Annotated in this window: 22 protein-coding genes; 9 read left to right on the top strand and 13 right to left on the bottom strand. The window is 63.5% G+C overall.

Translation table 11 applies throughout. The features are described 5' to 3' along the window. Positions 1-50 precede the first annotated feature (50 nt). Together typA and thiI are read right to left on the bottom strand one after the other, a co-directional pair. The gene (gene typA / locus SA190iCDA_RS05375; protein WP_070884550.1) at positions 51-1,871 is read right to left on the bottom strand and encodes a translational GTPase TypA; all 1,821 of its coding nucleotides are present in this window, start codon (positions 1,869-1,871) and stop codon (positions 51-53) included. Between the two features lie 171 nt (positions 1,872-2,042). After that, on the bottom strand, positions 2,043-3,497 hold the full coding sequence (gene thiI / locus SA190iCDA_RS05370; protein ID WP_070884551.1) for a tRNA uracil 4-sulfurtransferase ThiI: 1,455 nt from the start codon (positions 3,495-3,497) through the stop codon (positions 2,043-2,045). Positions 3,498-3,826: 329 nt separating this feature from the next. On the opposite strand from thiI, the gene glnA reads away from it, so the two are divergent. The 5 genes from glnA (at position 3,827) to ntrC (ending at position 10,509) form a co-directional block, all read left to right on the top strand. Beyond that, complete coding sequence (gene glnA / locus SA190iCDA_RS05365) at positions 3,827-5,233, top strand: glutamate--ammonia ligase (protein WP_070884552.1); 1,407 nt, start codon at positions 3,827-3,829, stop codon at positions 5,231-5,233. Positions 5,234-6,250: 1,017 nt separating this feature from the next. Beyond that, on the top strand, positions 6,251-6,781 hold the full coding sequence (locus SA190iCDA_RS05360; protein ID WP_070884553.1) for a DUF4124 domain-containing protein: 531 nt from the start codon (positions 6,251-6,253) through the stop codon (positions 6,779-6,781). Between the two features lie 5 nt (positions 6,782-6,786). Next, a complete protein-coding gene (locus SA190iCDA_RS05355) occupies positions 6,787-7,413 on the top strand; it encodes a DUF4124 domain-containing protein (RefSeq protein ID WP_070884554.1) in 627 nt (208 codons plus the stop codon). A gap of 577 nt (positions 7,414-7,990) precedes the next feature. Further along, positions 7,991-9,076, top strand: coding sequence for a nitrogen regulation protein NR(II) (glnL, locus tag SA190iCDA_RS05350; protein ID WP_070884555.1), 1,086 nt, complete (start codon positions 7,991-7,993; stop codon positions 9,074-9,076). Then, a complete protein-coding gene (gene ntrC / locus SA190iCDA_RS05345; RefSeq protein WP_070884556.1) occupies positions 9,073-10,509 on the top strand; it encodes a nitrogen regulation protein NR(I) in 1,437 nt (478 codons plus the stop codon). Before glnL ends, ntrC begins: the two co-directional genes overlap by 4 nt. A gap of 965 nt (positions 10,510-11,474) precedes the next feature. Here ntrC and SA190iCDA_RS05340 read toward each other — a convergent pair. Next, the gene (locus SA190iCDA_RS05340) at positions 11,475-11,915 is read right to left on the bottom strand and encodes a hypothetical protein (protein WP_070884557.1); all 441 of its coding nucleotides are present in this window, start codon (positions 11,913-11,915) and stop codon (positions 11,475-11,477) included. Between SA190iCDA_RS05340 and trmL the strand changes: the two genes are divergently transcribed. Next, positions 11,914-12,375 (top strand): tRNA (uridine(34)/cytosine(34)/5-carboxymethylaminomethyluridine(34)-2'-O)-methyltransferase TrmL, encoded by a 462-nt coding sequence (gene trmL / locus SA190iCDA_RS05335; protein WP_070884558.1) that lies wholly within the window; start codon positions 11,914-11,916, stop codon positions 12,373-12,375. The genes SA190iCDA_RS05340 and trmL overlap by 2 nt on opposite strands. Before the next feature lie 138 nt (positions 12,376-12,513). Here trmL and secB read toward each other — a convergent pair whose 3' ends face one another. From secB to SA190iCDA_RS05320, 3 genes are read right to left on the bottom strand one after another with little or no spacing between them, the layout of a single operon-like run. Continuing rightward, complete coding sequence (secB, locus tag SA190iCDA_RS05330) at positions 12,514-12,975, bottom strand: protein-export chaperone SecB (RefSeq protein WP_013792982.1); 462 nt, start codon at positions 12,973-12,975, stop codon at positions 12,514-12,516. A 48-nt stretch (positions 12,976-13,023) separates the two neighbouring features. Then, positions 13,024-13,278 carry a glutaredoxin 3 gene (gene grxC / locus SA190iCDA_RS05325; protein WP_070884559.1) on the bottom strand — a complete coding sequence of 85 codons (255 nt, stop codon included), beginning with the start codon at positions 13,276-13,278 and terminating at the stop codon, positions 13,024-13,026. Between the two features lies 1 nt (position 13,279). Further along, entirely contained in the window at positions 13,280-13,693 is a 414-nt protein-coding gene (locus tag SA190iCDA_RS05320) for a rhodanese-like domain-containing protein (protein ID WP_070884560.1), read from the bottom strand. Between the two features lie 213 nt (positions 13,694-13,906). Here SA190iCDA_RS05320 and gpmI point away from each other — a divergent pair, with 213 nt between their 5' ends. The 3 genes from gpmI to SA190iCDA_RS05305 all read left to right on the top strand — a co-directional run bounded on the left by gpmI (position 13,907) and on the right by SA190iCDA_RS05305 (position 18,199). Further along, positions 13,907-15,442 carry a 2,3-bisphosphoglycerate-independent phosphoglycerate mutase gene (gene gpmI, locus SA190iCDA_RS05315; RefSeq protein ID WP_070884561.1) on the top strand — a complete coding sequence of 512 codons (1,536 nt, stop codon included), beginning with the start codon at positions 13,907-13,909 and terminating at the stop codon, positions 15,440-15,442. A gap of 160 nt (positions 15,443-15,602) precedes the next feature. Further along, positions 15,603-16,853 carry a murein hydrolase activator EnvC family protein gene (locus tag SA190iCDA_RS05310; RefSeq protein ID WP_070884562.1) on the top strand — a complete coding sequence of 417 codons (1,251 nt, stop codon included), beginning with the start codon at positions 15,603-15,605 and terminating at the stop codon, positions 16,851-16,853. Positions 16,854-16,885: 32 nt separating this feature from the next. After that, complete coding sequence (locus SA190iCDA_RS05305; protein WP_070884563.1) at positions 16,886-18,199, top strand: S41 family peptidase; 1,314 nt, start codon at positions 16,886-16,888, stop codon at positions 18,197-18,199. Positions 18,200-19,292: 1,093 nt separating this feature from the next. Here the strand turns inward: SA190iCDA_RS05305 and SA190iCDA_RS05300 are convergent. From SA190iCDA_RS05300 to hisB, 7 genes are all read right to left on the bottom strand, one after another. Beyond that, on the bottom strand, positions 19,293-20,048 hold the full coding sequence (locus SA190iCDA_RS05300) for a substrate-binding periplasmic protein (protein WP_070884564.1): 756 nt from the start codon (positions 20,046-20,048) through the stop codon (positions 19,293-19,295). Between the two features lie 174 nt (positions 20,049-20,222). Next, positions 20,223-20,978: a substrate-binding periplasmic protein gene (locus SA190iCDA_RS05295; RefSeq protein WP_070884565.1), complete on the bottom strand. Its 756-nt coding sequence runs from the start codon at positions 20,976-20,978 to the stop codon at positions 20,223-20,225. A 201-nt stretch (positions 20,979-21,179) separates the two neighbouring features. Next, a complete protein-coding gene (hisF, locus tag SA190iCDA_RS05290) occupies positions 21,180-21,950 on the bottom strand; it encodes an imidazole glycerol phosphate synthase subunit HisF (protein ID WP_070884566.1) in 771 nt (256 codons plus the stop codon). Positions 21,951-22,021: 71 nt separating this feature from the next. Beyond that, positions 22,022-22,780: a 1-(5-phosphoribosyl)-5-[(5-phosphoribosylamino)methylideneamino]imidazole-4-carboxamide isomerase gene (gene hisA / locus SA190iCDA_RS05285; RefSeq protein ID WP_070884567.1), complete on the bottom strand. Its 759-nt coding sequence runs from the start codon at positions 22,778-22,780 to the stop codon at positions 22,022-22,024. A gap of 38 nt (positions 22,781-22,818) precedes the next feature. Next, the gene (locus SA190iCDA_RS05280) at positions 22,819-23,073 is read right to left on the bottom strand and encodes a DUF2164 domain-containing protein (RefSeq protein WP_070884568.1); all 255 of its coding nucleotides are present in this window, start codon (positions 23,071-23,073) and stop codon (positions 22,819-22,821) included. Next, entirely contained in the window at positions 23,074-23,712 is a 639-nt protein-coding gene (hisH, locus tag SA190iCDA_RS05275; protein WP_070884569.1) for an imidazole glycerol phosphate synthase subunit HisH, read from the bottom strand. Then, positions 23,712-24,305 (bottom strand): imidazoleglycerol-phosphate dehydratase HisB, encoded by a 594-nt coding sequence (gene hisB, locus SA190iCDA_RS05270; RefSeq protein ID WP_070884685.1) that lies wholly within the window; start codon positions 24,303-24,305, stop codon positions 23,712-23,714. Before hisB ends, hisH begins: the two co-directional genes overlap by 1 nt. Positions 24,306-24,375: the final 70 nt, after the last annotated feature.

The following is a 24,375-nucleotide window of genomic DNA, read 5'->3' as shown; positions in this document are numbered from 1 at the left end:
GCCCCCGCAGGCGTGAACCGACGGGGGCTTTCTAGTCAGCTAGAACCGGATCAGTTCTTGGCTTTCTTGGCAGCGCGGGTGCGCTCGCCTTCGTCCAAAATCTTTTTACGCAGGCGAATGGACTTTGGAGTCACTTCGCACAATTCATCGTCCTGGATGAATTCCAGGGCCTGCTCCAGGGTGAAGCGAACCGGCGGCACCAGGGCGATGGTTTCGTCCTTACCCGAAGCACGCATGTTGTCGAGCTTCTTGCCTTTGGTTGGGTTGACGCCCAGGTCGTTGTCACGGCTGTTCAGGCCGATGATCTGACCGTTGTAGACTTCCTGCCCGTGCTCGACGAACAGCTTGCCGCGCGCCTGCAGGGTTTCCAGGGAGTAGGTCAGCGCCTTGCCGGTGTCGATCGACACCAGTACGCCGTTCTGGCGGCCGCTCATGTGGCCCGACTTCATCACGTCGTAACGGTCGAAGATCGAGGTCAGGATGCCTGCGCCGTTGGTCAGGGTCAGGAAGGCGTTACGGAAGCCGATCAGACCGCGAGCCGGGATGTTGTATTCCAGGCGTACGCGACCCTTGCCGTCCGGCACCATGTTGCTCAGGTCGCCTTTACGCAGACCCATTTCTTCCATGACCTTGCCCTGGGATTCTTCCGGGATGTCGATGGTGACGTTCTCGTACGGCTCGTGTTTCACGCCGCCCACTTCACGGATGATCACTTCCGGACGACCAACGCCCATTTCGAAGCCTTCGCGGCGCATGTTCTCGATCAGTACCGACAGGTGCAGCTCACCACGGCCGGAGACCTTGAACTTGTCGGCCGAGTCGCCTTCTTCGACACGCAGGGCCACGTTGTACAGCAGCTCCTTGTCCAGGCGCTCCTTGATGTTGCGGCTGGTGACGAACTTGCCTTCCTTGCCGCAGAACGGCGAATCGTTGACCTGGAAGGTCATGGAAACGGTCGGCTCGTCGACGGTCAGCGGCTTCATGGCCTCGACGTTGTTCTGGTCGCACAGGGTGTCGGAGATGAACAGCTCGTCCATGCCGCTGACGCAGACGATGTCGCCGGCGGTGGCTTCTTCGACGTCCACGCGGTGCAGGCCGTGGTGGCCCATCAGCTTGAGGATACGGCCGTTACGCTTCTTGCCTTCGGTATCGATGGCGGTGACCGGGGTGTTCGGCTTGACGCGGCCACGGGCGATACGGCCAACGCCGATGATGCCCAGGAAGCTGTTGTAGTCCAGTGCCGAGATCTGCATCTGGAACGGGCCGTCGACGTCGACGTTCGGCGCCGGGACGTGGTCGACGATGGCCTGGTACAGCGGGGTCAGGTCTTCGGCCATGTCGGTGTGGTCCAGACCGGCGATGCCGTTCAGGGCGCTGGCGTAGACCACCTGGAAGTCCAGCTGCTCTTCGGTGGCACCGAGGTTGTCGAACAGGTCGAAGATCTGGTCCATGACCCAGTCAGGGCGCGCGCCCGGACGGTCGATCTTGTTGATCACCACGATCGGACGCAGGCCGGCTTCGAAGGCCTTCTTGGTCACGAAGCGGGTTTGCGGCATCGGGCCGTCCTGGGCGTCGACGACCAGCAGCACGGAGTCGACCATCGACATCACGCGCTCGACTTCACCGCCGAAGTCGGCGTGGCCGGGGGTGTCGACGATGTTGATGCGGTAGTCGTTCCACTTGATGGCGGTGTTCTTGGCCAGAATGGTGATGCCGCGCTCTTTTTCCTGGTCGTTGCTGTCCATCACGCGCTCGTCGTTGAGCTCGCTGCGCTCCAGGGTGCCGGACTGACGCAGCAGGGCGTCGACCAGGGTGGTCTTGCCATGGTCAACGTGGGCGATGATGGCGATGTTGCGTAGATTCTCGATCACAGTAGTGGTCTCGTAGGTTGGGTCGGGCTACCCGGCAGTTGCTTCAGGGCCCAACGCGAAAAATCGGGATTAAGGGTAAAGGCAGTCTGTTAACGCTGTGTGGCGGCAAACTCGCCGCCAATCGGGTCGGGAGGGCGATGGCGGATACTGCCGCCATTGAGCCCGGGCGTCTTATGCCGGACGATAAACGCGCACATTGGCATGCCCCTCGCTCAGCAGGTGATGGGCATGCAGGCGGCTCATCACGCCCCTGTCGCAATAAAGGAGGTACTGGCGGTTCTCGTCCAGCTCCTTGAAACGGTTGTTGATGGCGTAGAACGGCAGCGCCTGGACTTCCACACCCTCGATCTCCAGCGGCTCGTCTTCGGCCTGGTCGGGGTGGCGAATGTCGATCACCACCTGGCCCGGCAAGGCCTGGGCGACTTCCTCGACCTGCACGTCCTGACCCAGCTCCTCGATCACCCGGTCGATGGCGATCAGGCGCGCGCGCTCGAGGGCGCGCTCGAGAATCGCCATGTCGAACTGTTCTTCTTCATGGACGACGCGGTGGGGCTTGGCCTTGGTGGTCGGGTTCACCGAGATCACGCCGCAGTATTCGGGCATGTGGCGGGCGAACTCGGCGGTGCCGATCTGCTCCGCGGTATCGATGATGTCCTGCTTGTGGCTGGTGATCAGCGGGCGCAGCACCAGCTTGTCGGTGACCGAGTCGATCACCGAGAGGTTCGGCAGGGTCTGGCTGGACACCTGGCTGATCGCCTCGCCGGTCACCAGGGCGTCGATCTGCAGGCGCTCGGCCAGGCGGCTGGCGGCGCGCAGCATCATGCGCTTGAGGGTCACGCCCATGTAGCTGTTGTCGACCTTGCCGAGAATCTCGCCGAGCACTTCTTCGAACGGCACGCTGATGAACAGCACGCGCTGGCTGCTGCCGTACTTCTTCCACAGGTAGTGGGCGACTTCCATCACCCCCAGCTCGTGGGCACGGCCGCCGAGGTTGAAGAAGCAGAAGTGGCTCATCAGGCCGCGGCGCATGATCTGGTAGGCCGCCACGGTGGAGTCGAAACCACCGCTCATCAGTACCAGGGTCTGCTCCAGCGAGCCCAGGGGGTAACCGCCCAGGCCGGGATGCTGGTGATGAATGACGTACAGGCGCTGGTCGCGGATCTCGATGCGCACCTCGACCTGGGGCTTCTTCAGGTCGATACCGGCGGCGCCGCACTGCTGGCGCAGCTGGCTGCCGACGTAGCGTTCCACGTCGATGGAGGAGAAGGCGTGGCGGCCGCCGCGCTTGCAACGCACCGAGAAGATCTTGCCGTTCAGCAGTTCGCCATAATGCAGCTTGCACTTGGCGACGATATCGTCGAAGTCGCCGAGCGGGTATTCGTCGATCTGCAGGAAGTGAACGATGCCCGGCACGCAGCTCAGGCGCTCGATGATTTCCTGCAAGACCTTGGGCTCGGCCACCTCGGTCTTCACTTCCAGATTGTCCCAGACACCGGTGACCTGCAGCTGCGGGTCGAGATCACGCAACACCACGCGGATGTTCTTGGCCAACTGCCGGATGAAGTTCTTGCGAACCGGCGGGCTCTTGATGGTGATTTCCGGGAAGACTTTGACGATCAGTTTCATGGGAGCAAATGTTGGGGGCCAGAGCCTGAAAAACAGGGGCGCGGATTATAAAGGAAATTGCTCAACCTTTGATCAAAAATCCGCAAACAATCTGCCACTGCACCAATATTGAACACAAGCCTATTAAATCGCACCAATAAAGGGCTGTGACGATTCGTTTTGTGCCATCAATACCCGCTACAGCGCTGATTTTCAGGGCACGCGTCCATCACGGGGCACTGGCATGCATATTGCTCCCTTGTGAGGCAGGGTGTCCTGGCAGACTATCTGGCCCGGCGTCACGAACTCAAAGAAGGGTCAACGAAGACCCTATCCACCTGGAGGACAACATGTCTAAGGCTGTTCAACTGATCAAAGAACACGACGTGAAGTGGGTAGACCTGCGCTTCACCGATACCAAAGGTAAGCAGCACCACGTGACCATGCCGGCCCGTGACGCCCTGGACGAAGACTTCTTCGAGCACGGCAAGATGTTCGACGGCTCCTCCATCCATGGCTGGAAAGGCATCGAAGCCTCCGACATGATCCTGATGCCGGTCGACGAAACCGCCGTGCTGGATCCGTTCACCGAAGAGCCGACCCTGATCCTGGTCTGCGACATCATCGAGCCGAGCACCATGCAAGGCTACGACCGCGACCCGCGCTCCATCGCCAAGCGTGCCGAAGAGTTCCTCAAGGGCACCGGCCTGGGTGACACCGTATTCGTGGGCCCGGAGCCCGAGTTCTTCATCTTCGACGAAGTGAAGTTCAAGTCCGACATCTCCGGCTCCATGTTCAAGATCTATTCCGAGCAAGGTTCCTGGATGACCGATCAGGACGTGGAAGGCGGCAACAAGGGCCACCGTCCAGCCGTCAAAGGTGGCTACTTCCCGGTTCCGCCGTGCGACCACGACCACGAAATCCGTACTGCCATGTGTAATGCCATGGAAGAGATGGGCCTGGTCGTCGAAGTTCACCACCACGAAGTGGCCACTGCCGGTCAGAACGAAATCGGCGTGAAGTTCAACACCCTGGTCGCCAAGGCTGACGAAGTTCAGACCCTCAAGTACTGCGTGCACAACGTGGCCGACGCCTACGGCAAGACCGCCACCTTCATGCCCAAGCCCCTGTACGGCGACAACGGTTCGGGCATGCACGTACACATGTCGATCTCCAAGGACGGCAAGAACACCTTCGCAGGCGAAGGCTATGCCGGTCTGTCCGAGACCGCCCTGTACTTCATCGGTGGCATCATCAAGCACGGCAAGGCCCTGAACGGCTTCACCAACCCATCGACCAACTCCTACAAGCGCCTGGTACCGGGCTTCGAAGCCCCGGTCATGCTGGCCTACTCGGCTCGCAACCGTTCCGCATCGATCCGCATCCCGTACGTGTCGAGCCCGAAAGCTCGCCGTATCGAAGCGCGCTTCCCGGATCCGGCTGCCAACCCCTACCTGGCCTTCGCAGCACTGCTGATGGCCGGTATCGACGGCATCCAGAACAAGATCCACCCTGGCGACGCGGCCGACAAGAACCTGTACGACCTGCCGCCGGAAGAAGGCAAGCTGATCCCGCAGGTATGCGGCAGCCTGAAAGAAGCCCTGGAAGAGCTGGACAAGGGCCGCGCGTTCCTGACCAAGGGCGGCGTGTTCTCCGACGACTTCATCGATGCCTACATCGAGCTGAAATCGGAAGAAGAAATCAAGGTACGCACCTTCGTACACCCGCTGGAATACGACCTGTACTACAGCGTCTAAGCAGGCCACGCTGCTTGCCAGCGTAACGAAAACCTCCCCGGTTCTGCCGGGGAGGTTTTTTTATGGCCTGCCATTCCTGGCGACCACCCTGCGGGCCGTCGCAAGCGACATCAAAAATGGCTTCCGGCGACTTTTTAGGTTCTTTGCATTTTAGGGGGGAGTGCCTGGTTGACACCGGACTGGCAATTTTGTGTGCGTATCACTGCTGATTTAGCACTATCCATTACCGCGTTTACGGAACCTATGTGTTGCGCCCCTTACGGGCGCCACACCTTTCTTGCTTGCCCAAGAAAGGTGTGCCAAAGAAGGGCACCCCGACATCCGGGTTTCGCTGCGCGAAACTTCCCTCATTCCGGCGCCGCTCCGGGGGCCGGCTTACATGGGCCATCCCTGGCCCATTAAGCCTCTCGCCGCATCCATGCGGCTCGCTCCCCTACACGACACCTCCACTCGGCCTCCTGACGGGACCGGAGCGCGAGCTTGCAAGATTTCCACAAACTCAAGTTCGGCAGCGTCTGCTTTTGCTCTTGAGCTGCGATCTCACAGACGACGCCCAAGTCCCCTTCAGGAGGCCGAGTGGAATCGCCACGTAAGGGGCCGGGCGGGTAGCCATGAGCGACATGGATGTCGCGAGAGCTGCGATGGGCCAGGGATGGCCCTTCGCAGCGTGCCCCTGGAGTGGTGATGGAGCGAGGGAACCCCGGCGCAGCCGGGGCCGGATGGTGGGGTGCCCTTCTCTTTGGTTACTTTCTCTTGGGCAAGCAAGAGAAAGTGACTCGCCCGTAAGGGGCGAAACCTACCAGGCCAGGCGGCGGGATAACGGAGAGTGCCAAGTCATCGACAGCGAACACTTAATTGCCAGTCCGGTGCCAACCCACACTTTCCGCAAACCGTACGAAGAACCATTTTTATGCCGGCTATTTTTCGGAGCCAGTGCAAATCCCTGACGCGGCGCGCTTGCCAGCACGGCGAAGCGATGCAAGGCTATCGACATCATTTACTGCGGAGACCGGCCCGATGCGCCGCACGCTCGCTTGCCTGCTGCTGATCCTGGCCCTGCCGGTCAGCGCGCAGATCTACAAATACACCGACGCCAACGGCAACACGGTGTTCACCAACCAGCCGCCGGAAGGCACCCAGGCCGAAAGCGTCGAGCTCAAGCCGATCAACACCAGCAGCCAGCCGACGCCGCCCACCACCAGCACGAGTGAACCGCGCCTGAGCGAACTGCCGAGCAATCCCTACCAGATTCTCGAACTGCGCGACCTGCCCAGCGAGGAAGCGCTGCGCGCCAACAACGGCACCTTTTCCGTGGGCGTGACCATCGAGCCGCGCCTGGGCCCCGGGCATACCCTGCGCCTGCTGCTCGACGGCAAGCCCTACGGGCAGCCGAGCAACGTGCCGCGCCTGCAACTGAGCGAAGTGGACCGCGGCGAGCACAGCCTGGCGGTTGCCGTGATGCAGGGCGAGCGCATTGTCCAGCAGAGCGAGACGCGCACCTTCACGGTGCAGCGGGTCAGCACCAACAGCCCGGCCCGGGGTAACTGAGTACCATGCGCACGCTGCTCTTCGCCCTGCTGCTGATCGCCCTGCCAAGCGTTGCCCAGGTCTACACCTATGTGGACGCCGAGGGTAACCGGGTATTCACCGACAGCCCCCGCGACGGCAATGCCACCCAGGTGCAGATGGCGCCCTCCAATCGCATCGAGCCGCCACAGACCCGCCGCCTGTCACCGCCAGCGCCCGCCACTTCCAGCGGGCCGATCCTCAGCTACGAGCTGCTGCGCATCACCATCCCGCAGCCCGACGCGACCATCAACGACAATGCCGGCAACCTGATCGTCACCGTCAATGCCGAGCCGGCCCTGCACCCCGGCCACAGCTACCGCCTGCTGCTCGACGGCCAGCCCTACGGCAGCGTCGGGCGCAGCCCGGTGTTTCCCCTGGAGAACATCGACCGCGGCACCCACCAGATCGCCGTGGAGATCATTACCGAAGGCGGCATCATCGTCGAGCGCACGCCCAGCCAGCCCTTCCACATGAAGCGCGTGTCCCTGGCCCAGAAGCGCAAGGTACGCCCGTGCGAGAAGGACGATTACGGCGTACGCCCCGAGTGCCCGATCGAAGACAAACCCAAGGAAGAAGACGAGGGCATCATCAGCATCCTGCCCTTCCTTTAAGAGCCTGTTCATGATCTTTCGGCTCGACGTCTGCGCTTTCCCTGCAACGTGGCGGGAGCAGCCGCAAGCTGCAAGCCCCAAGCACAAGTTAAAAGCAGTCCGCAGTGCTCTAGCTTCTTCTTGCAGCTTGAGGCTCGCGGCCTGAAGCTCAATGTCCGCCTATGCCTTGGGGAGCCTCTTCAATGCCGCTAAAAGATTGTGAGCAGGCTCCAGGTCTGCCCGGCCTCGATTCGTCCGCCACTCACTTGCACCATTAAGGTGCGCATCGACGCACCGATTTCTATACTCGTCCCAAATTGGCACACGCTCGCCAAGGCCGTTGCGCCGAAAGGAAGCCGATTCCGGGGTTTTATCACCGCCTGCGCTTCTTTGCGGGGCTTTGGTTTGCTTCTTGCATTTTCTCCGTCACCGCCGCGATCCGGACCAAGTTCCTGCTCGCCGGCCGTTCTGCCCCACCGCACGAGGAACGACTTTTGGCTGGCCCAAACCCGCAACGAGACTTGCCGCGCTGCGCCACGTTGCCAGACAACGGCCCTGCCGTACCCCAGGCACCCTGCACACCAATGGGCGCAGTGCGATGATCATCAACGACGCCCTGCATCGCCTGCTGCTCGACAACCTGACCACGGCGACCCTGTTGCTCAACGCCGACCTGCGCCTGGAATACATGAACCCCGCTGCCGAAATGCTCCTGGCGGTCAGCGGCCAGCGCAGCCATGGCCAGTTCATCAGCGAACTGTTCACCGAAACCCGCGAAGCCCTCGGTGCCCTGCGCCAGGCGGTGGCCGAGGCGCATCCGTTCAACAAGCGTGAGGCGGTGCTGACCACCCAGACCGGCCAGAGCCTGACCGTGGACTACGCGGTGACACCGGTGCTCAGCCGCGGCGAAACCATGTTGCTGCTCGAGGTGCACCCGCGCGACCGGCTGCTGCGCATCACCAAGGAAGAGGCCCAGCTGTCCAAGCAGGAAACCACCAAGCTGCTGGTGCGCGGCCTGGCCCACGAGATCAAGAACCCCCTGGGCGGCATTCGTGGCGCCGCCCAGTTGCTGGCCCGCGAACTGCCGGAAGAGAGCCTCAAGGATTACACCAACGTGATTATCGAGGAGTCCGACCGCCTGCGTAACCTGGTCGACCGCATGCTCGGCTCCAACAAGCTGCCGTCCCTGGCGATCACCAACGTGCACGAGGTGCTCGAGCGCGTCGCCAGCCTGGTGGAAGCGGAAAGCCAGGGCAGCGTGGTGCTGGTGCGCGACTACGATCCGAGCATTCCCGACCTGATCATCGACCGCGAGCAGATGATCCAGGCCGTGCTCAACATCGTGCGCAACGCCATGCAGGCGCTGGCCGCCAAACCCGAGCTGCGTCCGGGCCGCATCACCCTGCGCACGCGCACCCTGCGTCAGTTCACCATCGGCTACATCCGCCACCGCCTGGTGACCAAGATCGAGATCATCGACAACGGCCCGGGCATCCCGCCGGAACTGCAGGAAACCATCTTCTATCCCATGGTCAGCGGGCGTGCCGACGGCACCGGCCTGGGCCTGGCGATCACCCAGAACATCATCAGTCAGCATCAAGGCCTGATCGAATGCGAGAGCCATCCCGGGCAGACCGTGTTCTCGATCTTTCTGCCGCTGGAACAAGGAGCAACTCCGACATGAGCCGCAGTGAAACCGTATGGATCGTTGACGACGACCGCTCCATCCGCTGGGTCCTGGAAAAGGCCTTGCAACAGGAAGGCATGAGCACCCAGAGTTTCGACAGCGCCGATGGCGTGCTGGGCCGCCTCGCCCGTCAGCAGCCGGACGTGATCATTTCCGATATCCGCATGCCGGGCTCCAGCGGCCTGGAGCTGCTGTCGAGCATCCGCGAAATGCACCCGCGCCTGCCGGTGATCATCATGACCGCCCATTCCGATCTGGACAGCGCCGTGGCGTCGTACCAGGGCGGCGCCTTCGAATACCTGCCCAAGCCCTTCGACGTGGACGAAGCGGTGTCGCTGGTCAAGCGTGCCAACCAGCACGCCAAGGAGCAGCAGGGCCTGCACGTGCCGGCCACCCAGGCGCGCACCCCGGAGATCATCGGTGAAGCGCCGGCGATGCAGGAGGTGTTCCGCGCCATCGGCCGCCTCAGCCATTCCAATATCACCGTATTGATCAACGGCGAATCGGGTACGGGTAAAGAGCTGGTCGCCCACGCCCTGCACCGCCACAGCCCGCGGGCGGCCTCGCCGTTCATCGCGCTGAACATGGCGGCCATCCCCAAGGACCTGATGGAATCCGAGCTGTTCGGCCACGAGAAAGGCGCCTTCACCGGCGCGGCCAACCAGCGTCGCGGGCGCTTCGAGCAGGCCGACGGCGGCACCCTGTTCCTCGACGAGATCGGCGACATGCCGGCCGACACCCAGACCCGCCTGCTGCGCGTGCTGGCCGATGGCGAGTTCTACCGGGTCGGCGGTCATACGCCGGTCAAGGTCGACGTGCGCATCATCGCCGCCACCCACCAGAACCTGGAAAGCCTGGTGACCGCCGGCAAGTTTCGCGAAGACCTGTTTCATCGCCTCAACGTGATCCGTATCCATATCCCGCGCCTGTCGGACCGTCGCGAAGACATTCCCACCCTCGCCCGCCATTTCCTCAGCCGCGCGGCCACGGAGCTTTCGGTCGAGCCCAAGCTGCTCAAGAGCGAAACCGAGGATTACCTGCAGCAACTGCCGTGGCCCGGCAACGTGCGCCAACTGGAGAACACCTGCCGGTGGATCACCGTGATGGCCTCGGGTCGCGAAGTGCATGTCGATGACCTGCCGCCGGAACTGCTGGTCCAGCCCCAGGACAACGCACCGGTCAGCAACTGGGAACAGGCGCTGCGCCAGTGGGCCGACCTGGCCCTGGGCCGCGGCCAGTCGAACCTGCTCGACACCGCAGTGCCGGCCTTCGAACGGATCATGATCGAGACCGCCCTCAAGCACACCGCCGGCCGCCGCCGCGACGCCGCGCTGCTGCTCGGCTGGGGGCGCAACACCCTGACCCGCAAGATCAAGGAGCTGGGCATGAATGTTGGCGGCGGCGAAGACGACGACAGCGACGACAACTAAGCCGTAGCTGCAACAACAGGAACGCCGCGCCCCGATCGGGGCGCGGCGTTTTTTATGGGGGCCGGTTTATCGTTTCCTGAAAGCAGCAACAGCCACTTGCATTACTACTGTGGCGGCACCGCAGAAGTGGGTGTTGTGGGAGCGGGCGGGGGACGCCTGGTTCATGCCCGCGACATAGTCACCACCGACACCAACAGGAACCAGCTACCGTGCCGAGTAATCGAGACTTGTGCCGCCCCCACCACCGCCGTTCGCGCGCATGGCGCGCTCCCACACCTGTGCGCAGGCAGTTCTGGATCTTCCCGCAACACGACAAATGCCCGCCATCAGCCCCGTAGCCTGTGGTTGAGCGACGCGAAACCGAGGGAAGCTACCTGGGTATCGCTGCGCTCGACCCGGGCTACCGCGCGTTGAGCATGAGTGATGTGAGGCTGGGCTTTGTGGGAGCGGGCGGGACGCCTAGTACCTGCCCGCGGCATAGTCGCCACCGATACCAATAGAACCAGTCACCTGTTGATTCATTAAGACCAGTGCCGTCCAGGCCACCGCCGTTCGCGGGCATGGCCCGCTCCCACACTTGCTCTGCGGGCGGCTCTGATGCCTCCGGCAACCCAAAGAATGCACGCCATCAGCGCACGACAGGTGCAGCCATGCACCCGAGCGGAACATGCGCGGCGGCACGCCAAAGGGTCAAAAATCTCGCCACAACCGCTGCAACCCATATTCCACGGGCCCTGCAGCGAATTAAAGAAAACTGGCACGCCCCCTGCAATGGTACTGACAACCCAGTTTCGGGGACCTTGGTACAGGCAGGCCGGGGATTCCCCTCTTTCTTTGGGAGCCCTGGTACAGGCAGGCCGGGAACTCCCTTCTTTCTTCGGGGACTCTGATACAGGCAGATCAGACCATCCCCCTTTTCTTCGGGAGCCCTGGTACAGGCAGGCCGGGAACTCCCTCTTTTCTTCCTAGCGCGGCGCCAGACGAACCGTCAGGCGCCAGCGGCCTTCGACCTTCTCGGCATTCATTTCAGCGCGCAACGGGCGAGCCGCCACCACGCGCACCTCCAGCTCTCGCCCTTCGCGCACCACACGCCAGTTGGCGGCGCGCCCGGCGATCTGCAACTGGCCCTGGCGCTCACGGCCCAGCCCCTCGAAGCGCAGCGCGAAGGTGCCATGGGCATCGCTGACCTGCACCTGCGGCTCGACGTTGAACCACAGCAGCAGTTGCTCCTCCTGGACCTCGACGGCCTTGAGGTGCATGGCCTCCGGGTGAAACAGCCGGCCGATCATCAGGCCGATCAGAAAGCCGAAGATCGCCAGCGAGCCGATCACCCGCACCCAGGGACGCGGCCTTGGCGGCTTATCCGGCGTAGAATGGCGTCCGTCTTCTGGCCTGGAGCCGTGCATGTTTCATGTGATCCTTTTTCAACCGGAAATTCCGCCCAACACCGGCAACGTTATCAGGCTTTGCGCCAACAGCGGCTGCCACCTGCACCTGGTCGAGCCGCTGGGCTTCGAACTGGACGACAAGCGCCTGCGCCGCGCCGGGCTGGATTACCACGAGTATGCGCCGCTCAAGCGCCACGGCAGCCTGGAGGCATGCCTGGAGAGCCTCGGCCAGCCGCGGGTGTTCGCCTTCACCACCAAGGGCTCGCAGCCCTTCCATGAAGTGGCCTACCAGCCGGGCGATGCCTTTCTGTTCGGCCCGGAGAGCCGCGGCCTGCCGGCCGAGATCCGCGATGCCCTGCCCGAGGCGCAACGCGTGCGCCTGCCGATGCGCGAAGGCTGCCGCAGCCTGAACCTGTCCAACACCGTGGCCGTGGCCGTCTACGAAGCCTGGCGCCAGCAGGGCTTCGCCATGGGCTGATGGCGTTTGGTAGCCCAGTGTCGATGGAGCGTTACCCGCAACATCATCCCTGGGTATCGCTACGCTCAACCGCAGGCTACGAAACCCAGCCAATAAAAAACGCCCCGAAGGGCGTTTTCTCTTGCGACGACAGCGGCCTCAGTTGGCCTGCTGACGCTGCAGTTCCTGGGCGTACAGGGCGTCGAAGTTCACCGGGGCCAGCATCAGCGCCGGGAACGAGCCGCGTACCACCAGGCTGTCCAGGGTTTCACGGGCGTACGGGAACAGGATGTTCGGGCAGAACGCGCCCAGGGTGTGGCTCATGGAGGCGGCGTCCAGACCCTTGATCAGGAAGATGCCGGCCTGCTGCACTTCGGCGATGAAGGCGGTTTCTTCACCGTTCTTCACGGTCACCGACAGAGTCAGCACCACTTCGTGGAAGTCGCCTTCCAGGGCTTTCTGCCGGGTGTTGAGGTCCATGGAGACGCTCGGCGTCCACTCCTGGCGGAAGATCTCGGGGCTCTTCGGCGCTTCGAAGGACAGGTCACGCACGTAGATGCGCTGCAGGGAGAACTGGGGAGTCTGTTCGCCTTGGGCGGCGCCGTTAGCTTGTTCGGTCATGGGGCAAAGCCTTCTGCTGTATGGACGTAAAGGAAGGTTCTAAATCGATCAGGCACTGAGCAGCGCATCGAGCTTGCCGGCCCGCTCCAGGGCAAACAGATCGTCGCAGCCACCCACATGGGTATCACCGATCCAGATCTGCGGCACCGAGGTGCGGCCGGCCTTGCGGGTCATCTCGGCGCGCACGTCCGGCTTGCCGTCGACGCGGATCTCGTCGAACGATACGCTTTTGCTGTTCAACAGCTGCTTGGCGCGGATGCAGTAGGGGCACCAGTCGCTGGAGTAGATGACGACCTTGGCCATGTCACTTCACCACGGGCAGGTTGTCGCCACGCCAGGTAGCGATGCCGCCGCCCAGGCGCGCAGCGGTGAAACCGGCCTTCTGCAGCTCGCGGGCGGCGGTGCCGGCCTGCTGGCCCAGGGCGTCGACGACGATGATGGTCTTGGCCTTGTGCTTCTCGAGTTCGGCCAGGCGCGAGGCCAGCTTGTCGTTGGGGATGTTCAGGGCACCGACGATATGGCCGGTGTCGAAATCCTTCTTGCTGCGGATGTCGACCACCACGCCTTCGTCGCGGTTGATCAGCGCCGTCACCTCACGGCTGCTCAGGCTTTTGCCGCCCTTGCTCAGCTCGGTGAAGATCAGCAGCGCAAGAATGATGACGAACAGGCCGCTGAGGATGAAGTGGTTGGTGGCGAATTCAATGAGGTTGGCAAGCATCACGCGGTTCCGGGACGGTAAAATGCCGGCCAGTATACACAGCCCGGTGAGTCCACCAAAGGCCGCACGGCGGTGACGGGATCTTTCCGGGGCCGTAGAATGTCAGACCGATTTCAGTAGGTCGTCTCCCCGGGCGACCGCCTCCGGACCGCCGCGGGCGAGCATGCGCCCGTCGCCGGCCTTCATTGCGTCCCCCAGCAGAGCGAGCCCCGTATGAGCGCAGCGCCCAAACCCCTGGTTCTGGTCATTCTCGACGGCTTCGGCCACAGCGATACCCCCGAGCACAACGCCATTTTCGCCGCCAACACGCCGGTCTACGACCGCCTGCGCGCCACCCAGCCCCACGGGTTGATTTCCGGCAGTGGCATGGACGTCGGCCTGCCGGACGGGCAGATGGGCAACTCCGAGGTCGGCCACATGAACCTCGGCGCCGGCCGCGTGGTGTATCAGGATTTCACCCGGGTGACCAAGGCGATCCGCGACGGCGAGTTCTTCGAGAACCCGGCCATCACCAGCGCCGTGGACAAGGCGGTGGGCGCCGGCAAGGCCGTGCATATCCTCGGCCTGCTGTCCGATGGCGGCGTGCACAGCCACCAGGATCATCTGGTGGCCATGGCCGAGCTGGCCGCGCGCCGCGGTGCCGAGAAGATCTACCTGCACGCCTTTCTCGACGGCCGTGACACCGCGCCGAAAAGCGCCCAGAGTTCCATCGAACTGCTCGACGCCACCTTCGCCAGGCTCGGCAAGGGCCGCATCGCCTCGCTGATCGGCCGTTACTTCGCCATGGACCGTGACAACCGCTGGGACCGCGTGGCCCAGGCCTACAACCTGATCGCCGACGGCCAGAGCCAGTACCAGGCCGACACCGCCCTGGCCGGCCTGCAAGCCGCCTATGCCCGCGACGAGAGCGACGAGTTCGTGAAAGCCACCCGCATCGGCGAGCCGGTTCGGGTCGAGGATGGCGACGCCGTGGTGTTCATGAACTTCCGCGCCGACCGCGCCCGCGAACTGACCCGCGCCTTCGTCGAGCCGGGCTTCGATGCTTTCGAGCGCGCCCGTGTGCCACAGACCGCCGGCTTCATCATGCTCACCCAATATGCGGCGAGCATCGATACGCCCAGCGCCTTCAAGCCCGAGCCGCTGGTCAACGTGTTCGGCGAGTACCTGGCCAACAACGGCAAGACCCAGCTGCGCATCGCCGAGACCGAGAAATACGCCCACGTCACCTTCTTCTTCTCCGGCGGCCGTGAAGAGCCGTTCCCGGGTGAAGAGCGCATCCTGATCCCCTCGCCGAACGTCGCCACCTACGACCTGCAGCCCCAGATGAACGCCCCCGAGGTGACCGACAGGATCGTCGACGCCATCGAGAACCAGCGCTTCGATGTGATCGTGGTCAACTACGCCAACGGCGACATGGTCGGCCACACCGGCGTGTTCGAGGCGGCGGTCGCGGCGGTGGAATGCCTGGACACCTGCATGGGCCGCATCGTCGAGGCGCTGGACAAGGTCGGTGGCGAAGCGCTGATCACCGCCGACCACGGCAACGTCGAGCAGATGCAGGACGAATGCACCGGCCAGGCGCACACCGCGCACACCTGCGAGCCGGTCCCCTTCATCTATGTCGGCAAGCGCCAGGTGAGCATCCGCGAGGGCGGCGTGCTGGCCGACGTGGCGCCCACCCTGCTGACCCTGATGGGCCTGCCGATTCCAGAGGAAATGACCGGCACCAGCATCGTCACGCTCGGCTGAGCCCCAGGCGCGACCCGACCGGGCGCACGGGGCGGCGCAACAGCGCTGCCCCACCGGTCGACCGCCTGCCACCTTGGGTCGCCATTCGCGATCAGAACGTTTTTTTTACCAGGAACCAAGGGCATACTAAGCCGGTTCCCTGCCAGGTACCGCCTGCACCATGCTCCGTGTCCTCACCTTTATTCTCATGACCAGCCTGCTGGCACCGGCTTTCGCCGATCAGAAAGCCGACACGCAAAAGCAGCTGGATGCGGCACGCGCCGACGTCGCCGAATTGAAGAAACTGCTGGAGCAGCTGCAGCAGGAAAAGTCCGGCGTGCAGAAACAGCTCAAGACCACCGAAACCGAGATGGGCGAGCTGGAGAACCAGGTCAAGGGCCTGCGCGAAGAGCTGCAGGAAAGCGAAGAAGAGCTCAAGCGCCTCGATCAGGAGAAAAAAAAACTCCAGGGCGCGCGCCTTGAACAGCAACGGCTGATCGGCATCCAGGCCCGCGCGGCCTATCAGGGCGGGCGTCAGGAGTACATCAAGCTACTCCTTAACCAGCAGAACCCGGAAAAATTCTCCCGCACCCTGACCTACTACGATTACCTCGCCGAAGCGCGCATGGCCCAGCTGACGGCCTTCAACGAGACGCTGCGGCAACTGGCCAACGTCGAGCAGGACATCAGCCATCACCAGCAGCAACTGCAGGCGCAGAAAGGCGAGCTGGACAGCCGTAGCGCCCAGCTGGCCGAGGTGCGCAAGGAGCGCCAGCAGGCCTTGGCCAAGCTGAACAAGGATTACGCCGCCCGCGATCAGCGCCTCAGGGCCCGGGAGCAGGAGCAGGCCGAACTCGGCCGCGTGCTCAGGACCATCGAGCAGACCCTGGCCCGCCAGGCCCGCGAAGCCGAGGCGCAGCGCCAGCGCGAACTGGCCGCTGCGCGGGAGAAGCCCAGCACCCCGGCAGCCACCGGCAAGCGCGCCGAAAGCGCTCCGTTGGTCAGCTCCGGCGCTACCTACGGCGGCCCGTTCGCCAACGCCAAGGGCAAGTTGCCCTGGCCCGTCAACGGCCGCCTGGTTGCAAGATATGGAACCCCACGGGGCGAAGACGCTCGGACTAAGTGGGACGGCGTGCTGATCGGCGCCACCGCCGGCAGCCAGGTACGCGCCGTGCATGGCGGTCGCGTGGTGTTCGCAGACTGGTTGCGCGGTTCAGGGCTTCTGGTCATTCTCGACCATGGCAACGGTTACCTGACCCTGTACGGGCACAACCAGAGCCTGCTCAAGGACGCCGGAGACATCGTCAAGGCCGGGGACCCCATCGCCACCGTCGGCACCAGCGGCGGCCAGGACACCCCAGCACTGTATTTCGCGATTCGCCAGCAGGGCCGCGCCAGCGATCCGGCCCAATGGTGTCGGGCGCAAGGATAAGCGCCACCTCATTGTCGTAGGAGTTAGTTCGAATGCCGCATCTGTCCCGCCTCACCTCCCTGGCCCTGGCGATTGCCCTGCTCGGTGGCGCACCTGTGCTGCATGCCGACCAGGCTCCGATCAGCCCGCCGCCGGCCGCCGACCAGAATGCAGCCCCGCTGCCACTGGACGAGCTGCGCACCTTCGCCGAGGTGATGGACCGCATCAAGGCCGCCTACGTCGAGCCGGTCACCGACAAGGAACTGCTGGAGAACGCCATCAAGGGCATGCTCAGCAACCTCGACCCGCATTCGGCCTACCTCGACCCGAAAGCCTTCGCCGAGCTGCAGGAAAGCACCAGCGGTGAGTTCGGCGGCCTGGGTATCGAAGTGGGCACCGAAGACGGCTTCATCAAGGTGGTTTCGCCCATCGATGACACGCCGGCCTCCAAGGCCGGCATCCACCCCGGCGACCTGATCGTCAAGATCGATGGCAAGCCCACCAAGGGCCAGTCGATGATGGAAGCCGTGGAGAAGATGCGCGGCAAGGCCGGCAGCAAGATCGTCCTGACCCTGGTGCGTGAAGGCGGCAAGCCGTTCGACGTCGAGCTGACCCGCGCAGTGATCAAGGTCACCAGCGTGCGCAGTCAGATGATCGACCCGGGCTATGGCTACATCCGCGTCACCCAGTTCCAGGTCAACACCGGCGAGGAAGTCGGCAAGGCCCTGAACAAGCTGCGCAAGGAAAACGGCAAGAAGCTCAGCGGCCTGGTGCTCGACCTGCGCAACAACCCGGGCGGCGTGCTGCAGTCGGCCGTGGAAGTGGCCGACCACTTCCTCAAGAAGGGCCTGATCGTCTACACCAAGGGACGCATCCCCAACTCGGAGCTGCGCTTCTCCGCCGACCCGCTGGACGCCAGCGAAGGCGTGCCGCTGGTGGTACTGATCAACGGCGGCAGCGCCTCGGCCTCGGAGATCGTCGCCGGCGCCCTGCAGGACCACAAGCGTGGCATCGTCATGGGCACCGACAGCTTCGGCAAGGGCTCGGTACAGACCGTGCTGCCGCTGAACAACGACCGCGCCCTGAAGATCACCACCGCGCTGTACTTCACGCCCAACGGCCGCTCCATCCAGGCCCAGGGCATCGTCCCGGACGTCGAGGTGGCGCGCGCCAAGCTGACCCGCGAAAGCGACGACCCAAGCCTCAAGGAAGCCGACCTGCAAGGTCACCTGGGCAACGGCAACGGCGGCGCCGACCGGCCAAGCCAGGGCGCACCCGGCAAGGCGGCCCGCCCGCAGGACGACGACTACCAGCTGAGCCAGGCCCTGAACCTGCTCAAGGGCCTGAACGTCACCCGCGCCGACTAATCATCGGCCGCCCTCAAAAGCCCCGGCGCAGGAAGCTGCACCGGGGCTTTTTGTTGGCCATGGGCAGCGCCGCGCCCATACTGCAGGCCTTGCGATGGGCAAAAGGAAGGTTCCTCGCATTTTTGGGGAATGCTTGGTTGAGACCGGACTGGCAATAAGTGTTAGCTGCCGCTGACTTGGCACTCTCCGTTAGCACGCCGCCTGGCCGTATGGGTATCGCCCCTTACGGGCGCCTCACTTTCTTTGCTTGTGCAAAGAAAGTAAGCAAAGAAACACACCCCTACATACGGCCCCGGCTGCGCCGGGGTTCCCTCATTCCATCACCACTCCAGGGGCACGCTGCGAAGTGCCATCCCTGGCCCATCGCAGCTCTCGCGACATCCATGTCGCTCAACCCTTACGTGGCGATTCCAATCGGCCTCCTGAAGGGGAATTGGGCGTCGCCTGTACGATCGCAGCTCGAGAGCAAAAGCAAAAACAGACGCCGCCGAGCTTGAGCCCGTGGAAATCTCGCAAGCTCGCGCTCCGGTCCCGTCAGGAGGCCGAAACGTAGCGAAGCGGAGTAACAGCCGAAGGCTGGCCCGTAGGGCGAGCGCAGCGAGTAGTGGAGGTGTCGTGTAGGGGGACGAGCCGCATGGACGCGGCGACATACCGATGGCGGCCCCGCTTAATGGGCCAGGGATGGCCCATGTAAGCCGGCCCCCGGAGCGGCGCCGGAGCGAGGAAACGCAGCGAAGCGGAGTAACAGCCGAAGGCTGGCCCGCAGGGTGAGCAAAGCGAATCAAGTTTCGCGCAGCGAAACCCGGATGTCGGGGTGCCCTTCTTTGGCACACCTTTCTTGGGCAAGCAGAGAAACGTAGCGAAGCGCAGTAACAGCCGCAGGCTGGCCCGAAGGGTGAGCGGAGCGAATAAAGGTGTGGCGCCCGTAAGGGGCGCAACACAAAGGTTCAGCAGACGCGGTAAAGGATGGTGCTAAGTGATACGCACTCAAACTTGCCAGTCCGGTATCAAGACTGACTCTCCCGAGATTCCAAGAAGAACCGAAAGAAAGCCCACCACAGCGATCAGCCGTGCCGGCTTTGCCTGGCGCAGCTTACAGGTAGTTGTTGGTCATCTCGTCGATGAAGCCTTCGTTACGCATCTCGTCGAGGGCCTTTTGCAGGCGCTGCACCACCTCGTCCGGGGTGTCCTTGTTCAAGGCCAGGTACAGCTCCGCCTCGTTGAAGCGCAGCACGGTATTCAGCCCGCTGACGCCCTCCTGCTTGGCCAGGTAACGGCCGACCGGGTCGGTGGTGGCCCACAGGTCGATCTTGCCACTGGTGAGCTTCTTGACGTTCTCCTGGTCACGCAGGGCATTGACCGGCGCCAGGCCCTGGCTTTCCAGGTGCTGGCTCACCGCGTCGTTCTTGTAGGCGCCGACGGTGTACTGTCCGGCGTCCTTGAGGCTCTTCACGGTCAGGTTATTACCCGGCGCCGAGAGCAGCACCCAGCCGGTCTTGGCCAACGGGCCAACCCATTTGAACAGCGGCTGGCGCTCGGGGGTGAAGGTGGTGGAGAACAGCCCGTAGTTGGGCTTGTCGAGGGTCAGCTTGTACAGGCGATCCCACGGAAAGCGCAGGGTCAGGCTGTATTTGATGCCGGCGCGCTTGAACATCTCGCGGACGATCTCGGCGTTGATACCGTCGATGCCATCGTCACGGGCGAAGTTCTTGTCGTCCACCGCCATGTTGAACGGCGGGAAGTTCTCGGTCAGCAGCACCACCTTGTAATCGGCGGGCAGTTCGGCCCGGGTCGCACAAGCAACCAAGGTCAGTCCGATTAGTGCAATGATCTTCAATGTGTTCAACATCTGTCGTCCCCGCCACGTGGTTATGATTATGGTTGGCGGCCTCCTGCCGAACTTCGCACCACCCCCGTCCTGGCGGTGGCTGCCTTACGCACGGAGTACGCGGCAGCATGAACGCCGAATCATCGCCACGCCAGCGCCCCTCAGCGACTTGGCGTGCCCTTCTAACGCTCAGGGCTAAAGATAGCTGTTGAGGATACTGTCGACGATCCCCTCAGCGCGCATCTTGTCCAGTTCCGATTGCAGCTTCTGTACCACCTCGTCCGGCACCTCCTTGTTGAGGGCCAGATACAGCTGCGCGCTGTTGAAACGCAGCACGGTCTTCAGCCCGCTGACGCCTTCCTGGCGCGCCAGGTAGCGGCCTGCCGGGTCACCGGTGGCCCACAGGTCGATCTGCCCGGCCATCAGCTTCTTGGCATTCTCCTGGTCGCGCAGCGAGGTCACGGGCTGCAGGCCCTCCTTCTCGAGGTGCTCGGCGATGGCGTCGCCCTTGTAGGCGCCAATGCGATACTGCCTGGCCTGCTGCAGGTTGTTCACCACCAGCTTGCTGTCACCGCGGGCCAGCAGCACCCAGTCGTCCGGGCCGATGGGGCCGACCCACTTGAACAGCGCCTCGCGCTCGGGCAAGCGCGCGGTCACGAACACGCCGTAGTCGGGTTTCTCCAGCGCCAGCTTGTAGATGCGATCCCAGGGAAAGCGCAAGGTCAGGCTGTACTTGATGCCGGCGCGCTTGAACATTTCACGCACCACGTCGACGGCGATGCCATCAACGTTGTCTTCCTGGGCGAAGTTCTTGCCGTTGATCGCCATGTTGTACGGCGGGAAGTTTTCCGTCAGCAACACCACGTTGTAGTTCGGGTCGATTTCGGCGCGTGCCGCCGATGCCATCAAGAGCAGGGCACTTGCCGCTGCCAACCACAGACGTTTGCACATGTACTGGACTACCTGTCATTCAAAGCGTTGACGGGCGGCCGGAAAGGTAGCGCCCGGCGTGACCGGGCGGTTGGGCAGAAGTGGCGAGCTAGACGCTCTTGCTTGACCCGATCCTTGTCACACGGATGCTAGCTTAGCGCCATTAGCGGGCATCCAAAAGGGCAATTGCACCAACTTGGGAGCAGCGCCCCCACCAGCCTCTCAGCGCATGACGATGCCGCGGCTGGCCATATAGGCCTTGGCCTCGGGCACGGTGTACTCGCCGAAGTGGAAGATGCTCGCCGCCAGCACCGCGGCGGCCTTGCCCTCGATGATGCCATCGGCCAGGTGCTGCAGGTTGCCGACGCCGCCGGAAGCGATCACCGGAATGCCGACCGCCTCGCTGATGGCGCGGGTCACGCCCAGGTCATAGCCGCTCTTGACGCCGTCCTGATCCATGCTGGTGAGCAGGATTTCGCCGGCGCCTAGCCCTTCCATCTTCATCGCCCACTGCACGGCGTCCAGCCCGGTCGGCTTGCGGCCACCGTGGGTGAAGATTTCCCAACGCGGTGCTTCGCCCGGGCCGGACACCTGCTTGGCGTCGATGGCCACCACGATGCACTGCGAACCGAAGCGCGAGGCCGCCTCGCCGACGAACTCGGGGGTGAACACCGCGGCGGTGTTGATCGACACCTTGTCGGCACCGGCGTTGAGCAGGTTGCGGATGTCCGCCACGCTGCGCACGCCGCCGCCCACGGTCAGCGGGATGAACACCTGGCTGGCCATGCGCTCGACGGTGTGCAGCGTGGTGTCGCGGCCATCGACGCTGGCGGTGATATCGAGAAAGGTGATCTCGTCGGCACCCTGCTCGTCGTAGCGTCGGGCGATCTCCACCGGGTCCCCGGCATCGCGGATGTTCTCGAACTTGACGCCCTTGACCACACGGCCGTTGTCCACGTCCAGACAGGGGATGATGCGTTTAGCCAATGCCATGCTTTTTCTCCGAAAAACAGCTGCAAGCTGCAAGCCTCAGGCTGCAAGCAGAAGCCTGAGCGGGCAGCGCTTTATCTTGCCGCCTGTGGCTTGCCGCTTGCAGCTGCATCGCAGAACGCCTGCGCCTCGGCCACGTCCAGGGTGCCTTCGTAGATCGCGCGGCCAGTGATGGCGCCGACGATGCCAGGCGCGCGGGCCAGCAGCAACTTCTCGATATCGCCCAGGTTGTGGATGCCGCCGGAGGCGATCACCGGGATGCGGCTGGCGGCCGCCAGCGCGGCGGTGGCTTCGACGTTGCAGCCCTGCATCATGCCGTCCTTGGCGATATCGGTGTAGACGATCGCCGAGACGCCATCGGCCTCGAAACGCCTGGCCAGGTCGGTGGCCTGCACGCTGCTGACTTCGGCCCAGCCGTCGGTGGCGACGAAACCGTCCTTGGCGTCCAGGCCGACGATGACCTTGCCCGGGAAGGCCTTGCAGGCGTCGGTGACGAATTGCGGATCCTTCACCGCCTTGGTGCCGATGATCACGTAGCTGACGCCCGCCTTGACGTAGTGCTCGATGGTTTCCAGCGAGCGGATGCCGCCACCGATCTGGATCGGCAAGGTCGGGTAGCGCCTGGCGATGGCGGTGACCACCTCGCCATTGACCGGCTGGCCTTCGAAGGCGCCATTGAGGTCGACCAGGTGCAGACGGCGGCAGCCCCCCTCGACCCACTTGGCGGCCATGCTCACCGGGTCATCGGAGAACACCGTGGAGTCTTCCATGCGGCCCTGGCGCAGACGCACGCAGGCGCCGTCCTTGAGGTCGATAGCGGGGATAATCAGCATCTGCACACCTTATCTAGTTCAGTCAGCCGTAGCTGAAATCAGTCTTTCTCGAGCGCCCACAGGTCGACTTCGAGACTTTCGAAGCGCTCGCGCAACAGGCTGTGCGCGTCATTGACCGCTCGGTTGTAGTAATGCGGGGCGATATCGCGGCTGAACAGTTCGAGCAGTTCCAGCACCTCGAAGGAGCCCAGCTGCAGTTCGAAGCGCGCGCTCAGAAAGCGCTGCAGCTTGTGCACCGCATCGCTCTCCTGCTCGGGCGTGAGCGTCAGCACCGGGCTCTTGAGCCGTGCCATCTACCAGCGGCCATCCCAGGCGGCGAAGTTCTGCAGCAGCTGCAGGCCATGGGTGTGGCTCTTCTCCGGGTGGAACTGCACGGCGAAGCGCGAGCCGTCGGCCAGGGCCGCGGCGAAGTCCTTGCCGTAATGGCCACGGCCAACCACCTGCTGCGCCTTGGCCGCCTCGATGTAGTAGCTGTGCACGAAGTAGAAACGCGCCTGCTCGGGGATGTTGTGCCACAGCGGATGCTTGACTGCCTGGCTCACCTCGTTCCAGCCCATATGGGGGACTTTCAGCGGCTCGCCGTCCTCGACCATGTCCTTGCCGAAGAAGCGCACCTGGCCGGGAAACAGACCGATGCAGTCGACCCCGTCGTTCTCTTCACTGCGCTCGAGCAGCGCTTGCATGCCCACGCAGATACCGAGAAACGGACGGTCCTGACTGACTTCGCGAACCAGTTCGTCGAAGCCCAGGCGCCGGATCTCGGCCATGCAGTCGCGGATCGCGCCGACCCCGGGAAACACCACGCGGTCGGCTTCACGGATCACCTGGGCATCGCTGGTCACCAGCACACGACCAGCGCCCACGTGCTCGAGGGCCTTGGACACCGAATGCAGGTTGCCCATGCCGTAGTCGATGACGGCTACCGTCTGCATCAGAGCACGCCCTTGGTCGACGGCATCTGCCCGGCCATGCGCGGGTCGAGTTCGACCGCCATACGCAGGGCGCGACCGAAAGCCTTGAACACGGTCTCGATCTGGTGGTGGGTGTTCACACCGCGCAGGTTGTCGATGTGCAGGCTGACCTGGGCGTGGTTGACGAAGCCCTGGAAGAATTCCTGGAACAGGTCGACATCGAAGCCGCCGACCACCGCACGGGTGAACGGCACGTGCATCTGCAGGCCCGGGCGACCGGAGAAGTCGATCACCACGCGCGACAGCGCTTCGTCCAGCGGCACGTAGGAATGGCCGTAACGGGTCATGCCCTTCTTGTCGCCGACGGCCCTGGCGAACGCCTGGCCGAGGGTGATGCCGACGTCTTCGACGGTGTGGTGAGCGTCGATGTGCAGGTCACCCTTGCAGTAGATATCCAGGTCGATCAAGCCATGGCGGGCGATCTGGTCGAGCATGTGCTCGAAGAACGGTACACCGGTATCGAAGCTGGCCTTGCCGCTGCCATCCAGATTGATCGAGACCTTGATCTGGGTCTCCAGGGTATTGCGCTCGACGGATGCCGTACGTTCGGCCATCACCTGCTCCACAAAATCGTTGGGCGAAAGGGCGAACATTATAGGCTGATAAGCGGCAAAGCTATAAAGC

It is taken from the genome of Pseudomonas argentinensis (assembly GCF_001839655.2).
GTDB classification, from domain to species: domain Bacteria; phylum Pseudomonadota; class Gammaproteobacteria; order Pseudomonadales; family Pseudomonadaceae; genus Aquipseudomonas; species Aquipseudomonas argentinensis_B.
Note: the sequence above shows the minus strand (reverse complement) of the source record. Positions and strands in the feature narration are given on the sequence as shown.

Excerpts from the sequence above, each read along its gene's own strand:
- thiI (WP_070884551.1), bottom strand. The coding sequence starts at position 3,497 with ATGAAACTGATCGTCAAAGTCTTCCCGGAAATCACCATCAAGAGCCCG.
- glnA (WP_070884552.1), top strand. The coding sequence starts at position 3,827 with ATGTCTAAGGCTGTTCAACTGATCAAAGAACACGACGTGAAGTGGGTA.
- SA190iCDA_RS05360 (WP_070884553.1), top strand. The coding sequence starts at position 6,251 with ATGCGCCGCACGCTCGCTTGCCTGCTGCTGATCCTGGCCCTGCCGGTC.
- SA190iCDA_RS05355 (WP_070884554.1), top strand. The coding sequence starts at position 6,787 with ATGCGCACGCTGCTCTTCGCCCTGCTGCTGATCGCCCTGCCAAGCGTT.
- glnL (WP_070884555.1), top strand. The coding sequence starts at position 7,991 with ATGATCATCAACGACGCCCTGCATCGCCTGCTGCTCGACAACCTGACC.
- ntrC (WP_070884556.1), top strand. The coding sequence starts at position 9,073 with ATGAGCCGCAGTGAAACCGTATGGATCGTTGACGACGACCGCTCCATC.
- trmL (WP_070884558.1), top strand. The coding sequence starts at position 11,914 with ATGTTTCATGTGATCCTTTTTCAACCGGAAATTCCGCCCAACACCGGC.
- SA190iCDA_RS05340 (WP_070884557.1), bottom strand. The coding sequence starts at position 11,915 with ATGCACGGCTCCAGGCCAGAAGACGGACGCCATTCTACGCCGGATAAG.
- secB (WP_013792982.1), bottom strand. The coding sequence starts at position 12,975 with ATGACCGAACAAGCTAACGGCGCCGCCCAAGGCGAACAGACTCCCCAG.
- grxC (WP_070884559.1), bottom strand. The coding sequence starts at position 13,278 with ATGGCCAAGGTCGTCATCTACTCCAGCGACTGGTGCCCCTACTGCATC.
- SA190iCDA_RS05320 (WP_070884560.1), bottom strand. The coding sequence starts at position 13,693 with ATGCTTGCCAACCTCATTGAATTCGCCACCAACCACTTCATCCTCAGC.
- gpmI (WP_070884561.1), top strand. The coding sequence starts at position 13,907 with ATGAGCGCAGCGCCCAAACCCCTGGTTCTGGTCATTCTCGACGGCTTC.
- SA190iCDA_RS05310 (WP_070884562.1), top strand. The coding sequence starts at position 15,603 with ATGCTCCGTGTCCTCACCTTTATTCTCATGACCAGCCTGCTGGCACCG.
- SA190iCDA_RS05305 (WP_070884563.1), top strand. The coding sequence starts at position 16,886 with ATGCCGCATCTGTCCCGCCTCACCTCCCTGGCCCTGGCGATTGCCCTG.
- SA190iCDA_RS05300 (WP_070884564.1), bottom strand. The coding sequence starts at position 20,048 with ATGTTGAACACATTGAAGATCATTGCACTAATCGGACTGACCTTGGTT.
- SA190iCDA_RS05295 (WP_070884565.1), bottom strand. The coding sequence starts at position 20,978 with ATGTGCAAACGTCTGTGGTTGGCAGCGGCAAGTGCCCTGCTCTTGATG.
- hisF (WP_070884566.1), bottom strand. The coding sequence starts at position 21,950 with ATGGCATTGGCTAAACGCATCATCCCCTGTCTGGACGTGGACAACGGC.
- hisA (WP_070884567.1), bottom strand. The coding sequence starts at position 22,780 with ATGCTGATTATCCCCGCTATCGACCTCAAGGACGGCGCCTGCGTGCGT.
- SA190iCDA_RS05280 (WP_070884568.1), bottom strand. The coding sequence starts at position 23,073 with ATGGCACGGCTCAAGAGCCCGGTGCTGACGCTCACGCCCGAGCAGGAG.
- hisH (WP_070884569.1), bottom strand. The coding sequence starts at position 23,712 with ATGCAGACGGTAGCCGTCATCGACTACGGCATGGGCAACCTGCATTCG.
- hisB (WP_070884685.1), bottom strand. The coding sequence starts at position 24,305 with ATGGCCGAACGTACGGCATCCGTCGAGCGCAATACCCTGGAGACCCAG.